The organism is Rhodococcus sp. BP-261 (assembly GCF_019835205.1).
Lineage (GTDB): Bacteria > Actinomycetota > Actinomycetes > Mycobacteriales > Mycobacteriaceae > Rhodococcoides > Rhodococcoides kyotonensis_B.
On the sequence record NZ_JABUCO010000022.1, the window covers coordinates 1 to 13,684 of the forward strand.

Genomic DNA, 13,684 nt, shown 5'->3' on the forward strand with positions numbered 1-13,684 from the left:
CCTCCGCCAGCACGAACTATCTAATAAGTCCGATAGCTATAACGGACTTATCCAGTGAAAGTCTGCGTATTGCATCAGATGCATCATCTCGGCGTCGGCTGATCAACCGAGTCCTCCGCAAATGTTCGTCCAAAAAAGTTGTGCAGCAATGGTATGTAGAACATCTACGGCTGGGGCGTCGGCCATGTTGCATTCGTTTTGCGATGCACCGCAGATGCTACTCACCGAACCTTTTTTTCCTCCAACGCTATTGATACCGACGAATCACTCGTTCGTCGGAAATTAACGGATGCGAGGGGACATCGCTTAGGTGCTGTCGGAAGCGGGCGCGCGATACTGATCGGGGCGGTGATCCGCTCCATCGCGAAGGAACGGACGGTCGAGGGCATGCTAACGGGATGGCGCAGCCAGCAGCCGTGCCGCAATCTGCAACTCGAGACAAGTCGAGCAACACTAGTAGATAGTGCGGCGTTCCTGGACCACGCTAACGAGCCTCCCAAGGCATGGACACTGGGCATGGTCGAGGAGTTCTTTGGCGACTTCCGCTCTATTCGCCGCGCCGCTCACTGGACAAATCGTAGCTACCAGTCGTCGTTGAAGCTGTTCACTGCTACAGCAGTACCCTGCCCATGGTTGAAACCAGTTGTGCGAGAATCGGTTCAGGACGAATGCGCGTAGGTGTTCTTCGAGTGGAGTACTGCGGCACGCAGGTGAGAGCCACGTTGGCGTCCGGTACCCCTGGGGGTATCTGTTGGTATGATCGGTGACATGCGGCCAGCAATCCAACACCGGCGCCGGGGCCCGTTGTCGGTGACAGGTGTGCTGGTCGCCTTGACGGTGTTCGGGGTGCTGTTGATGCATTCGGTGATGCCGGTGACGTCGATGAACGGACCTCAGATGACGGCCCGCCACTCCGCGATGGCGCCGACACCCCGGGTCGATAGTTCGGTTCCGGTGGCGTTCGGTGAGCACGACTGCCCGTCTGGACACCAGATGATGCATCCATGCGTCGGCACCACGGTGTCCTGGCCCGCGTTGACGATCCCATCGGTGAGCATCGACGCTACGCCGTCCTTGCTTTCGGCGAACGGTCTCGATGCTCGTGCCGTCACCACGCAGGAACGCGCACCGCCGTGGACATTGTGGGAGTTGGACAGATCGGTGACCTTGCGAGTGTGACAGGGAGCCCGGTGAGCGCACGCCCACCGGCGGATCGGATTACCTCCGTTCTTCCCAGATCAGGCACTCGTACAAGGAGTTTCACATGCGTACCAAACTAGTAGTATCGCTCGCCGCTGCCGCCATCAGTGCACTCGTCGTGGCCGGCTGTAGCGACAACTCGACCGATTCGTCGATGGACGGACATTCGATGGACGGGCAGTCGATGTCCTCATCCGCGCCGTCCTCGTCGCAGGCTGCGAGCGCGTCGGCGGAGTTCAACGACGCCGATGTCATGTTCGCGCGAATGATGTACCCGCACCACGCGCAAGCAGTCGAGATGTCCGCGATGGCGCAGGGGCGTACCGACAATCCGGAGGTGTTGTCGCTGGCATCGGCTATCGAAGCCGCGCAACAGCCCGAAATGGACCAACTGACCGCTTGGCTCGCCGAATGGGGCCAGCCTGCACCGTCGGCGGACATGGGTGAGATGGAGGGGATGGACCACAACGCCGACAGCGGCATGATGACCCAGCAGGACATGGACGCCCTGATGGCGGCGTCGGGTCCGGAGTTCGACCGCCAGTGGCTGACGATGATGATCGCCCACCACACCGGCGCGATCGAGATGGCGAACACCGAGATAGCTGACGGTTCCAACCCCGACGCCCAGCAGATGGCACGCACCATCGTCGAAACCCAGCAGCAAGAAATCGACACCATGCAGCAACTGCTCGGCTGAGCTGACACCGAAGAGTTCGAAGGCCGCACCCTCCGCCCGGAAGGTGCGGCCTTCGGCTCGTTCTGCGGTGACCGTCTGAATCCGTTCAGGGGTCAAGGTCTCAGCTGCGCGTAACCGATTCACTCTGCGGCTTCGTAGTACGAAAGCTGTCAGTTCGGGTACCGGTGATGGCGTCGGGTACGAGGTCGCCGCCGACGCAGCAGCTGTGCGTCGGCGGCGACGATGATCGCCGACAACGACATCAGAATCGCGCCGATCGACATCGGCAGTACGAACCCGACCGACGCCAGCACTCCCGCCGCGAGCGGCACGGAGATCAGGTTGTATCCCGCTGCCCACCAACGTTTTGCTTCGTATTTCAGTAGGAAGCGCGAGCGATGATCACCGACAGCACCGATTCGGGGATCATCGCTGGTATTTCCATCACAGTCCGGTGGCGTCCCCGCTGCCCAGCAGGTGGCGAGGGTGTGTTGTAGCAGCGCTTTGATTCGGTCGTCGACGTCGTCCACCAGATCAAGTGCATCCGCCATATCCGCATGGGCACACCTACGAGCAGCGATTCCGCGGTCCTAGTAATTGAGGGTCGAGATCGACCGATATCGACTCGTGTACAACGCTTTCGGCAGTAGTCTCGTTGGACTGGTCGTCGAATCTGCGGCGCGTCGGCCTAGAGGTGCGCCGGGGTGGCGCGCCCATGAGGTGCGCTCGTGCGACCGTAGCGACTCCGTCCGGGGTCATGGCGGTATTGGGGAACGGCATGTGGCCCCATCGATCGATCGGCACTGCTACCGGACCTGGACTGCGTGGCCACTCTGCCATGTCCGGAGAGATGCCCCGCTGAAGATGCTCTGACAGCAGCGCCGTGGATGGGTAGCGGTCGGAGAACTGCAGCGCTGCCGCCCACCGCTCCCACAGGTCGGCCGGCGAGCTCTCGCAGCCAGTACGTGTCTGGATTCGAATCTGGTCACTTCCTCCGATCCACAGCTCCGGTCCGTCGACCGTGACGTCGGTGCGGTCCAGGGTCTGCGATCGCGGTGTAGGACAGGCCGGCGCCGGGCAGCAGGATCAGGACGGCATCTCGGCGCCCCCAACAGCGCTTCTATCGATCCGATCGCAGTGAAGTGACGCGCTCCTGGCGGTGAATGTCCGGCGTCTTGGTGTGCTCGATTGATCGCCGAGACCCGGCGCAGCTGCACCGCATCACTGTTCTGGTCCATGAACTCGGCCACCGTCATCGGCGTCGCAGGCATGGGTGTTGCGTCGGCTGCGGCGCACCAGCGACCATAGGTGGCTGTGTCCAATGCTGGTAGAAGGGGGCACAACTGCGACGCCACGCCAGGTATCGATGCTGGCGACGAACCGGGTCGCACAGGATTGTTCGTCGAGGTCAACTCTGTTGAGCGAGAGGCTCTTCCCTACCGATAGTCATTAGGCCAGCGTCAGATAGATCAGAGCGATATTGAGCGCAACGATGACGGCCGCGATCAGCCAAGCCGCACACGTGGTGATTCGGTGATTGACGTTCTCCCCCATCAATTCACGGTCCGATGTGAACCGCACCAGAGGGATCAGCGCGAACGGAATTCCGAAGGACAGGACGACTTGTGAGACGACGAGGGCGCGGCTGGGGTCGACACCTGCAGCGAGAATCGCGAGGGCGGGTACGAGGGTCACGAGCCGGCGTAGGACGATCGGAATTCGCTTGCGCAGCAATCCATCCATGATCATCGCTCCGGCGTACGCCCCCACCGATGTCGATGCCAAACCGGACGCCAGCAGTCCTATTGCGAACAGCAGAGCAACAACTGGCCCGAGCGTCTCTCCGACGGCAGCGTGTGCACCTTCGATCGAATCGACGCCTTCTCTGCCGCCGAGTGTGGACGCGGCCAACAGCAACATCGACATATTGACGGCGCCGGCGAGTAACATCGCCAATCCGACGTCGGCACGGGTGATGCGCAGCAGACGGCGCCGGGCCGGTCCGGCCTCGGGGTGGCCGTGGCGGTCTCGGGCGAGACCGGAGTGGAGGTAGACGGCGTGCGGCATGATTGTCGCGCCGAGCATGGCGGCAGCGATCAGAACGCTTTCCGCGCCGTCGAACCGGGGAATCAGGCCTCCCGCGGCCTCGGTGAACGACGGGGGCTCTACCAAGACGCTTGCCAGAAATCCGACAGCGATGACCGTGAGAAGGCCGAGGATGACGAACTCGAACGGCCGTTGACCGCGGCGGTCCTGAACCATCAGCAGGATCATCGACACTGCCCCGGTGATCAACCCGCCGAGCAGAAGCGGGAGATCGAACAACAGGTACAGGGCAATCGCGCCGCCGACGACCTCCGCGAGGTCGGTCGCCATCGCAACGACTTCCGCCTGCCCCCAATAGGCAAGCCGGGTGCTTCTGCGGGACTTTTCGCGAACGACTTCGGGGAGGGTCATTCCGGTGACGATTCCGAGTTTCGCCGACAAGAATTGAACGAGGCCGGCCATTACGTTCGCGGCCACGATCACCCAGACCAACAGGTAGCCGAACTGCGCTCCGGCACTGACATTGGACGCGACATTGCCGGGGTCGACGTAGGCGATCGCGGCAACGAACGCCGGGCCCAGTAGCGCGAACCCCGCTCGAAATCTCGACGGCGATCGGGATGCCCGGCGTTGCAGCAAAGTCATGTGATCGCACCCAACGTGGACGGACAATTTCAGAACCCTGAAAATATAGTTCGGCGACCCGAACAACGCAATGCGTGATGTCGATCCCCGCTGCGAAGCGTCAGATCGGCAGAACCACCGAGGTGACGAACTCATTGCGTATCCACGCGATGAACAATCCCCACACGCCGGTCAGCAGCGCCACGCCGACGGCGACCATGATCACTCCCCCGGCGACCTTGATTCGCTGTGAATTTCTTCGCAGCCACCCGACACCACGCATTGCCGAACTCGACCCGAAGGCCAGCAGAATGAACGGCAACCCAAGCCCCAGGCAGTAGGCGATGATCAGCGTCACTCCCCGAGCTGCGGTAGCACCTTCGGTCCCCGCGGCCACCGACAACACACCAGCGAGCGTGGGGCCCAGACATGGCGTCCATCCGAGCGCGAACACACCGCCGAGGAGCGGTGCCCCTGCAAGCGATGTGATGTTTCTGGGTGCGAATCGGGTGTCGCGCTGCAGTGCGGGGATGAATCCGATGAACGCCAGGCCCATCACGATCGTGATGACTCCGCCGACGCGCTGCAGCAGTTCTTCGTTGAGCCGCAAGGTACCGATGACACCGAATATCGACGCTGTGGCGAGTACGAACACGGCGGTGAAGCCGGCGACGAACAACCCTGCCGCCCCGGCCACCCGCCACCGGTTCGCCGATGTCGACACAGTCGAGGACCCGTTGACACCACCGGGCAGCTGGCCGGTGGGCTGAGAAGATTCGGCCCCTGCGATGCCGGCCAGGTACGACAAATAGCCGGGCACCAGCGGGACCACACAAGGGGATGCAAACGAGACGAGGCCTGCGAGCATGCACGCGGCGATGGCCAGCATCAGAGGCCCACTCGACGCGGCATTCTGGAACGCCGATCCGATGTCCTGAGACAATAGCGTCGTCATTCGGCGGCGACCCGTTGAACGACCGGGAGAAGGTCCTCGGTGAGCAGCGCACGCATGAACACTGCTGCAACGCGGTGCTGGCGATCGAGAACCAAGGTCGAGGGGATGACGCTGGTCGGGTAGCTGCCGCCTAGTGCTATCAGTGTCCGCATCGAGGGGTCGTAGATCGAGGGGTAGGAGACGTTGTTGTCGACGACGAAATCTTGGGCCTTGTCCTTCTGGGGATCTCGGACGTTGATTCCGAGGAACTGGACTCCGCTGCTCTGGGTGGCTTCGAATACTTCCTCGAGGTCGTCGGCTTCACCTCGGCACGGGCCGCACCATTGACCCCAGAGATTGACTACGACGACGTCGCCCTCGTAGTCGGACAGTGCGGTGGTCTTGCCTTCGTCCATCAGGTCCGGTCCGGTGAGTTCGCCGACGGTTCCGCGGCTTTCGGGAGGGTCGTAGAAGATGTCGGTCTGGCCGCCGGGTGCAACGAAGTCGAAACTGCCGCCGGATGCGACCGCGTCGGTGCCTGCGGAGCATCCGGAGATCGACACGGCGACGGCAACGGTGAGTATCGCGCCGACAAGCCGGTTTTCGGTCATTGTCCGTGCACGGTCCAGGCGGTGTTGGTTCATGACGTGGAGTCCTTCACTGCAGTGCGGATCTGATCCGGTGTGTCGAAGACGGTGGGATCGGTGATGCGCTCGACGGCACCGTCCGAGGTGACGATGTAGCTCAGAGGTAGGACAGGCGGGGCCGCTAGCGCGTTCTGGATGGCGCCGGTATCGACGTAGTTGGAGTATCGAATATTCATCTCTCGCAACACCATCGACGCGGCATCCGGTCGGTCTTCGACATTGATTCCGACGACCCGGATTGCCCCTTCCTCTGCGGCATAGGAGTCGAGTACAGGCATTTCGGTCCGGCACGGCCCGCACCACGACGCCCACAGGTTCAGCAGCACTGTCTCGTTGCCCAACGCGTCGGCGAGGTCGAGATCTGTCGCGTCACCGACGCAGCGCACCGTCACCCCGGCGAGCGGCCCCTGCTGTCCTGACGCTGTGGGCGTGGGGCAACTGGATGTGTACTCGGCGTCGGATGGTGGGGAGAATGCCGGTGCACGTTGGGCCGGGGTGACGGCGCCCGGCGTCGTTGCCAGGCCGGAATCAGCGCCATCGGTCCGCGGCCACAGCACCGCGATACAGACGAGCACGAGTGCGAGCATTACCAACGACCAACCAGGCTTCACGATGACCTCGAACTGGCCGCGAGGATCCCGGCGGGTGGACGAGAGGGCGGGCGGTTCATAGCAGCGTGGACCAATACGACCAAAAGCGTTGTGCAATCAAGGTAATCAATGCAAGGAACCACACCGTCACGGGAATGGAGTGATTGCGAATCAGCCAGTCCACCAGCCGACGTGGACCCGGCGACCTCACCGCGAGATCGAGGTTCCGCACGGTGACATACCAGAAGATCGGCACGGTCACCGCCCACACTGCCATGCAGTACGGACACAGCGCGCCGATCTCGTACGCACTCTGAACGATTAGCCAATGCACGAAGATCATGGCCGCGGTGATACCGAATTGAGTTGCAGCCCAAAACCATCGGGCGAACACCGCACCCGCCAGCATCGCTGCCCCGATCGAGGTGACGACCGCGAACCCGGCGATACCGATCAGGGAGTTGGGGAACCCGAACGCTGCCGCTTGCGGGGTGTCCATCACCGATCCACAGTTCAGGACTGGATTGATGCTGCAGCTCGGTGAGTAGGTGGGGTCGATCGCGAGAGTGAATTTCTCGATCGTGAGGACGAACGCTGCCACCAGCCCGATCGCACCCCCGGCCAGGAGCAACCACGGCAGGCTCCGGCCGAGGGGCCGGGCAGGCTGAATCGGCGGCGCGGCCGGGTCAGCCGAGCGCGGCATCGAGTGCATCGGCGAGGTCTCCGTAGGTTCGGGGTTCGATCTTTTCGCCGTTGAGGAAGAACGTGGGCGTCCCTTGCACGCCGAGCGCGGTGCCGTCCGTGACGTCGGCCTGGATGCGCTCGAGGGTGGCGGGGTCGGTGTAGGCGGCATCGAATGTGGTCATGTCCAGTCCGAGATCGACCGCGAAGCTGCGGAACAACTCGTCTTTCGGGGTACGTTGCTCGCCCCACTCTTCTTGGGTTTCGTACATCCGCTGGTACATCGCCTCGAACTCGCCCTGCTGCGCGGCGGCTTCGACCGCACGTGCGGCGCGTTCGGCGTTGAAGTGCGAGGCAATGGGAAAGTAGCGGGCCACGAAGGTGACTCTGTCGCCGTACTCTTCCCGCAACTGTTCGATAGCCGGGTAGGCGGACCTGCAGGCCTCGCACTCGAAGTCGAGGAACTCCACGAATGTCACACGGCCATCGGGTGCGGTGTTCAGGCGGTGACTGTTCTCGCGGACCGCGATCGACGCAGGATCGGTGCTGGCCTGTTGCGCCGTTGCGGCATCGGGTGTTCCTGATCTGTCCATCACCAGAAACACCGCCAGCGCGGCGGCGAACACCACGACCAACGCGAGGGACATCTTCAACGTGCGGCTCATTGTTCTACCTTTTCGAGTCGTTGCACTGACGTGTCGATTCGGCTGCCAGCCGACCGAGCACCTGACACACTAACAATCGTTTGAATGTTTACCTGAAGGGGTTTCCTAACGATCTCACGATTGTTAGATTGATGGGTATGTCCACCGAACCACTCGACTCGTGCGACTTGCTGTGCCTGGATCTTCCCCACGCAGAGCACGTTCGAGACACCCTTCCGACCCTCGGCGATATCGAGCCTTTGGCTGATGCTGCGCGGGCATTCGGCGACCCCACCCGTCTGACGGTCGCGCTCGCGCTCGGCACGGGCGGTCAGATGTGCGGTTGCGACATCGCGTGGATCGTCGGCCAGAGCACCAAACTGGTCTCCCACCACCTGCGCAAGCTCAAAGCCGCCAACATCGTGGCCTCCAGCAGGACGGGAAAGCTGGTCATGTATTCGCTCACCGACCGCGGAGCGCACTTGCTCGCGGTGCTGACCGAACCACTGACCCAGAAATCTGCACCAGCGTCCACCTCTGATGCGACTGCGGGAGTCGGCTATGTCTGACGCATGCTGCGGACCCACTCCACCTGCTTCGGCCGACCGGGCGCCTGAGGACGACCGTCCACCGACTCTCTGGAGGGTCCGTGAACTGCAATTCGCCGCTGTCGCCGCGGTCATCCTCGCCGCATCGTGGGCGATCAGCCGCGCGGGGGCGGATACCGTCGCCACCGCCGGCGAGTTGATCGCCGCCGCCGTCGCCGCCGCGACGTTCGTCCCCTCGACCCTGAACAATCTTCGCCGCCGCCGCATCGGTGTCGGGACATTGATGACCATTGCCCTCGTCGGCGCGATCGCGCTGGGACAGATTCCCGAAGCAGCGATGCTGGCAATCCTGTTCTCCATCGCCGAAGGGCTCGAAGCCCACGCAGTGACGAAAACCCGCCGCGGGTTGCGTGCCCTGCTGTCGCTGGTGCCCCCGACCGTGACGGTGCTGCGCGGCGGAACCGAGACGGTCCTAGCGCCCGACGGCGTCGTCATCGGAGACACGATGGTGATGCGGCCCGGCGAGCGGGCCGCGACCGACGGCATCATCGCCCGCGGTTCCACCAATCTCGATCTGTCCGCGATCACCGGGGAATCTGTTCCCATCGAAGCCAATCCAGGCGACGTGGTGCACGCCGGCGCCATCAACGGCGGCGGAGCGATCGAGGTCGCGGTCACCGCTGCGGCGGCCGACAGTTCACTTGCCCGGATCGTGCACATCGTGGAAGAGGCGCAGGATCGTAAAGGGTCCGGCCAGCGTCTCGCAGACCGCATCGCACGCCCCCTGGTGCCCTCGATCATGATTCTGGCCGTTCTCGTCGCCGGGTTCGGCGCTGTTCTGGGGGATCCGATGTTGTGGCTCGAACGAGCGCTGGTGGTGTTGGTCGCTGCATCGCCGTGCGCCCTGGCGATCTCGGTGCCGCTATCGGTGGTAGCGGCGATCGGAGCTGCCAGCCGCAACGGCGCGTTGGTCAAAGGCGGTGCAGCAGTGGAAGAACTCGGCCGCATCCGGGTCGTCGCGCTGGACAAGACCGGCACACTCACCGCAGGAACACCGCCAGTCGTCGACGTCGTCACTGCAGCCGGTGTCACCCGCGACGACGCGCTGGCCGCGGCCGCCGCACTCGAAGCGCGCAGTGAGCATCCACTGGCTGGCGCCATACTCGCCTGCACACCGACGGTCGTTGCTGCCGACGATGTCACTGCCGTGGCCGGGCATGGATTGACCGGGACCATAGACGGCGTTGCGATTCGGCTCGGAAAACCGAGTTGGTTCGACGACGATACTTTCACCGACGATGTCGCGCGGTTGCAGAGCGCCGGCGCCACCGTCGTTATCCTTGACCGCGCCGGAATTCTGATCGCGGCGATCGCGGTCCGCGACGAACTCCGCCCCGAAGCAGCAGAGGCAGTTCGCCAACTCACCGCCCTCGGAATCGACACCGCGATGCTCACCGGCGACAACGCTCTCACCGCGCAGGCCTTGGCCGCAGAAGCCGGCATCACCGAAGTCCACGCCGAATTGCTGCCCGAGGACAAAGCCCGCCTGCTTGCCGAGATCGCCTCCGGCCGAAAGATCGCCATGGTCGGTGACGGAGTCAACGACGCACCAGCGTTGGCGACCGCCGACATCGGCATCGCGATGGGAGCCATGGGGACCGACGTCGCCATCGAAACCGCCGACGTCGCCTTGATGGGTGAGGATCTGCGGCATCTGCCCCAGGTGCTCGCCCACGCTCGGCGGGCTCGGCGGATCATGGTCCAGAACATCGGCCTGTCCATCGCCATCATCGCAATACTTGTTCCGCTGGCCGCGACCGGTGTTCTCGGCCTCACCACCGTGGTGATCATCCACGAACTCGCCGAGGTTCTCGTCATAGCCAACGCCATCCGCGCGGCACGTGCGAAACCACTGGACGAGCATGCCGCCGCGGCGCCTACACCGCTGTCGGGCACGATCCACGTCGCGGTTGCGCCGCCGCCGCACCTCGACGATGCGTGCTGCGCCCCGCAGGTGAATGCTCGAGAGGTGGGGATCCTGCAGCGGCCGAATCTCCTGATCGCCTCCCCGCCAGCAGATTCGTCGAAAGCCTCTGCTGTCGAACAGTCATCGCCATGCTCTCCGGGGTGCGCGTGTTGCGCGCCTGACGATGAGGCCAGCGCACTCGAGCACCGAGCAAGGTGAAGACATGGCTGCGAACGAGACAGCGCGCACGCTTTATGCCCTCGAAATGAAGGCTGCAGCGACCGCGTCGACGAACACCGATCGATGGCATCACCTCGAACGTGCGCACATACTGTCGCAGCCGTACGCCTGGCTGCACACCAAGAATCATGCTGCGATGCTGACAGTCGCTGTGCGAGAGCATGATCGACGTGAGTCGTGGGGCCAATTGATCCGGATCGTGGTGGCAGCACCGGGATCGTGGTCCAAACGGTACCCGGTCGGCAACACCGGGCGGGTCGATGCCGGATTGACCGTGCCGATGCCGATACCCCCCGATCTCGCCGCGGCGGTGCATCCGGGCGACCGGTGAGTGGCATCGGCATCAGTTGAGTCCTGCGTAGGAGTGAAGTCCGGAGACGACCATGTTGATGATGAACAGGTTGAACAGCATCGCAACGAATCCGACGATGTTGATCCACGCCGCTCGGGTATCGCGCCATCCACTGGTGGCCCGGGCGTGCAGGTACGCGGCGTAGACGATCCAGGTGATGAACGAGACCGTTTCCTTCGGATCCCACCCCCAGAATCGCCCCCAGGCGGCCTCGGCCCAGATCGCACCGAGAATGACACCCATCCCGAACAGCGGAAAAGCGAAAATCGTTGTCTGATAGGCCAATCGGTCGAGCGCCCGCGCGGTGGGCAACCGCGCGGCGAATCGGCGCATCCTGCTGTCGGCAGGGCCACTGTCGGACAGTCGAATTCGGATCAAGAACAACACGCTCGCGGCACCGGAAATGAGAAACACCCCACTACCGAGCGAGATGATCGACACGTGCACCGGCAGCCAGTACGACTGTAACGCCGGCACCACCGGCGCCGCATTCGCGTACAGCACGGTTCCGGCGACGAACAACAGAATCAGAGTAGGAACGAGAACGAACAGCCACAGCGTGCGCAGGTGCTTCGAGCGCAAGACGACGAGTCCGACCAGAACTCCGGCCGCGCATGTGACGGAAACGAATTCGTACATGTTCCCCCAGGGCGGCCGACCCGTGGCGACGCCGCGAAGCACGATCGATCCCACATGCAGAATCAATGCGATTATCACCAGTCCCAGACCCATACGCTCGAGTCGTTCGGACGCTGCTCTGCGCGGGGCGGCGACCACCAACCCCGGTGTCGACGATGACGCGGCGGTGACCAACTCCCTCGTCGCGGGCTCGGTTTCGCGAGTCACCGCCGTCCGGGTGGTCGCGAGCTGCGCGATGAACAGGATGGCAGCGAGGAGGTAGACCACGAACGCGGTCTCGAAGGAGACATCGCTCCAGCGGGCGAGAGTGTCATCGATGGGCATCGAGCGGCTCCGTTTCTCTGTCGGTGGTCGTATGTCGGTTGTCGGCCATCAGAATTCGCGCATGCAACATGTCGAATTCGGGTCCCCAGCCGGCGTGGTCGGTCCGCGCGAGACCGCCCATCTCGACGGCAGATGTCCGCTCGCCCGCAGATCGGACGCGGAAGAAGACTCGGCGGCGCTTGATCACCAACGAGATCAGCAAGCCGGTCATCATCGTGACGGCGAAGACGAGCACCCAAGGCTGTGCGGGGTCGTATCCGACCTGAAGGTTCGCGAATTCCTTGGCGCCGTCGAATCGAACATTGGTGCCATCGCTGAGCGTTGTCGATTCACCGGGCCGCAAGTTGACGCGGTCTTGCTTGACCAGCCGGCCCTGATTGATCATCTCCTTGTTCAACGAGAAGATCGATTGAGGGAACCCGGTGTCCAGGCCTGTGTCGCCCTTGTAGATGTCGATCGCGACTGCAGGGTCGAACAGTTCGGGGAACCGTGACGAGAGCAGGGTTCCGTTGAACTGGGCGGTGGGCGCGAAGAGCCCTTCGATGGCGATCTGTCCCCGACGTCGTTCATCGGCCGTGGCATACGTGCCACCGGGTGGGTCGATGCGCAAGGCCCCGCTGCTGAGGAAGGTGGTGGCGTCGTCGGGCCGAAATTGCAGGGCCTCCGTGCGACTCTGCCCGTCGGGGAACGTGACCGTGAATTCGGGCGCGTATCCATGCCCGGTGAGGTAGACGCGTTCGCTGCCCAGTCGCAGGGGCTCGTTGACCTTGAGTTGGAAGTCTCTCCAGGTGTCGGTGGCGATGTCGTCGGCAGACTGATAAGAGATGTTCGAGGTGAACATCGATGCTTGTCCGTTGTCGAGGTAGTCGGCTGTGAAGTCCTTGACCCGGATGCAGAACGGCTCGAGACCGGTCCCGTCGGTGCTGTTTCCAGTTCGGAAGGAGTCGTACACCGCAGGAGAGGTGTTGCAGAAGCCCGGGCCGTTGTCGGCGATGACGATGACCGAACCTTCGTAACCGACGAGCTTTCCGGTGGCGATGGCCGCGAGGAGTCCGATGAGCGAGAAGTGAAAGAGCAGATTCCCCGCCTCCCGGGCGTACCCCTTCTCCGCGGACAGCGTGACGATTCCGTCGGGTTCGGACCGAACGGCCGTTCTCCAGCCTTTCAAGTGGGTCCGGATACCGGCGACGACGTCCGGTGGGCCGCCGGCAAGGTCGCCGGCCTGATACAGCGGAAGCCTGGCCAGATTTCGCGGAGCTCGAACTGGCTGTGCACGAAGTGATTTCGCGTGTTCGAACATCCGCGGTGTGAGGCACCCCATGAGCGAGACGAACAGTAGAACGTAGATGGCGGTGAACCAGAAGCTGCCGAACACGTCGAACAGTTCCACGGTGTCCATCAGCGGTCCGAGGACCGGCCGTGCGGCGATATAGGAGTCGACGGCTTGGGTGTTGAGGTTGCGCTGCGGCAGTAGGGCCCCCGGGATCGCGGCGAGCGCAAGCAGAAACAGCAGAACCAAGGCTGTGTGCATCGAGGTCAGTTGTCGCCAACGATTGCGAAGCAGAGCAAC

At 63.3% G+C, this 13,684-nt stretch carries 13 protein-coding genes and 1 pseudogene; 5 read left to right on the top strand and 9 right to left on the bottom strand.

Translation table 11 applies throughout. The features are described 5' to 3' along the window. The first annotated feature begins 768 nt into the window (after positions 1 to 768). Entirely contained in the window at positions 769 to 1,179 is a 411-nt protein-coding gene (locus HQ354_RS20180) for a DUF6153 family protein (RefSeq protein WP_068422667.1), read from the top strand. A gap of 85 nt (positions 1,180 to 1,264) precedes the next feature. Beyond that, positions 1,265 to 1,900: a DUF305 domain-containing protein gene (locus HQ354_RS20185; protein WP_068422591.1), complete on the top strand. Its 636-nt coding sequence runs from the start codon at positions 1,265 to 1,267 to the stop codon at positions 1,898 to 1,900. A 149-nt stretch (positions 1,901 to 2,049) separates the two neighbouring features. Here the strand turns inward: HQ354_RS20185 and HQ354_RS20190 are convergent. The 7 genes and pseudogenes from HQ354_RS20190 to HQ354_RS20220 form a co-directional block, all read right to left on the bottom strand. Then, positions 2,050 to 2,303 (bottom strand): annotated as a pseudogene (locus HQ354_RS20190) (heavy metal translocating P-type ATPase); the annotation flags it as partial. A gap of 1,025 nt (positions 2,304 to 3,328) precedes the next feature. Next, positions 3,329 to 4,570: an Nramp family divalent metal transporter gene (locus tag HQ354_RS20195; RefSeq protein ID WP_068422584.1), complete on the bottom strand. Its 1,242-nt coding sequence runs from the start codon at positions 4,568 to 4,570 to the stop codon at positions 3,329 to 3,331. 100 nt (positions 4,571 to 4,670) lie between these two features. Next, complete coding sequence (locus HQ354_RS20200; protein WP_068422581.1) at positions 4,671 to 5,504, bottom strand: cytochrome c biogenesis CcdA family protein; 834 nt, start codon at positions 5,502 to 5,504, stop codon at positions 4,671 to 4,673. After that, the gene (locus HQ354_RS20205) at positions 5,501 to 6,127 is read right to left on the bottom strand and encodes a TlpA disulfide reductase family protein (protein WP_254303421.1); all 627 of its coding nucleotides are present in this window, start codon (positions 6,125 to 6,127) and stop codon (positions 5,501 to 5,503) included. The genes HQ354_RS20200 and HQ354_RS20205 overlap by 4 nt, the downstream gene beginning before the upstream one ends. Then, positions 6,124 to 6,717: a TlpA disulfide reductase family protein gene (locus HQ354_RS20210; RefSeq protein ID WP_068422578.1), complete on the bottom strand. Its 594-nt coding sequence runs from the start codon at positions 6,715 to 6,717 to the stop codon at positions 6,124 to 6,126. The genes HQ354_RS20205 and HQ354_RS20210 overlap by 4 nt, the downstream gene beginning before the upstream one ends. Positions 6,718 to 6,796: 79 nt before the next feature. Next, positions 6,797 to 7,432 (bottom strand): vitamin K epoxide reductase family protein, encoded by a 636-nt coding sequence (locus HQ354_RS20215; RefSeq protein WP_068422575.1) that lies wholly within the window; start codon positions 7,430 to 7,432, stop codon positions 6,797 to 6,799. After that, the gene (locus tag HQ354_RS20220; RefSeq protein WP_068422572.1) at positions 7,407 to 8,066 is read right to left on the bottom strand and encodes a thioredoxin domain-containing protein; all 660 of its coding nucleotides are present in this window, start codon (positions 8,064 to 8,066) and stop codon (positions 7,407 to 7,409) included. The genes HQ354_RS20215 and HQ354_RS20220 overlap by 26 nt, the downstream gene beginning before the upstream one ends. A 137-nt stretch (positions 8,067 to 8,203) precedes the next feature. Here HQ354_RS20220 and HQ354_RS20225 point away from each other — a divergent pair, with 137 nt between their 5' ends. Genes HQ354_RS20225 through HQ354_RS20235 form a run of 3 tightly spaced genes read left to right on the top strand, consistent with a single transcriptional unit; the run spans position 8,204 to position 11,130 of the window. After that, entirely contained in the window at positions 8,204 to 8,614 is a 411-nt protein-coding gene (locus HQ354_RS20225) for a helix-turn-helix transcriptional regulator (RefSeq protein ID WP_068422663.1), read from the top strand. Beyond that, positions 8,607 to 10,778, top strand: coding sequence for a cation-translocating P-type ATPase (locus tag HQ354_RS20230; RefSeq protein ID WP_068422569.1), 2,172 nt, complete (start codon positions 8,607 to 8,609; stop codon positions 10,776 to 10,778). The genes HQ354_RS20225 and HQ354_RS20230 overlap by 8 nt, the downstream gene beginning before the upstream one ends. Positions 10,779 to 10,782: 4 nt before the next feature. Beyond that, positions 10,783 to 11,130: a DUF3703 domain-containing protein gene (locus tag HQ354_RS20235; RefSeq protein ID WP_068422566.1), complete on the top strand. Its 348-nt coding sequence runs from the start codon at positions 10,783 to 10,785 to the stop codon at positions 11,128 to 11,130. Positions 11,131 to 11,142: 12 nt separating this feature from the next. Here HQ354_RS20235 and ccsB read toward each other — a convergent pair whose 3' ends face one another. Further along, positions 11,143 to 12,114, bottom strand: a complete 972-nt coding sequence (gene ccsB, locus HQ354_RS20240; protein ID WP_068422563.1) for a c-type cytochrome biogenesis protein CcsB — start codon at positions 12,112 to 12,114, stop codon at positions 11,143 to 11,145. Next, a complete protein-coding gene (locus HQ354_RS20245; protein WP_222635441.1) occupies positions 12,101 to 13,645 on the bottom strand; it encodes a cytochrome c biogenesis protein ResB in 1,545 nt (514 codons plus the stop codon). The genes ccsB and HQ354_RS20245 overlap by 14 nt, the downstream gene beginning before the upstream one ends. Between the last annotated feature and the right edge of the window lie 39 nt (positions 13,646 to 13,684).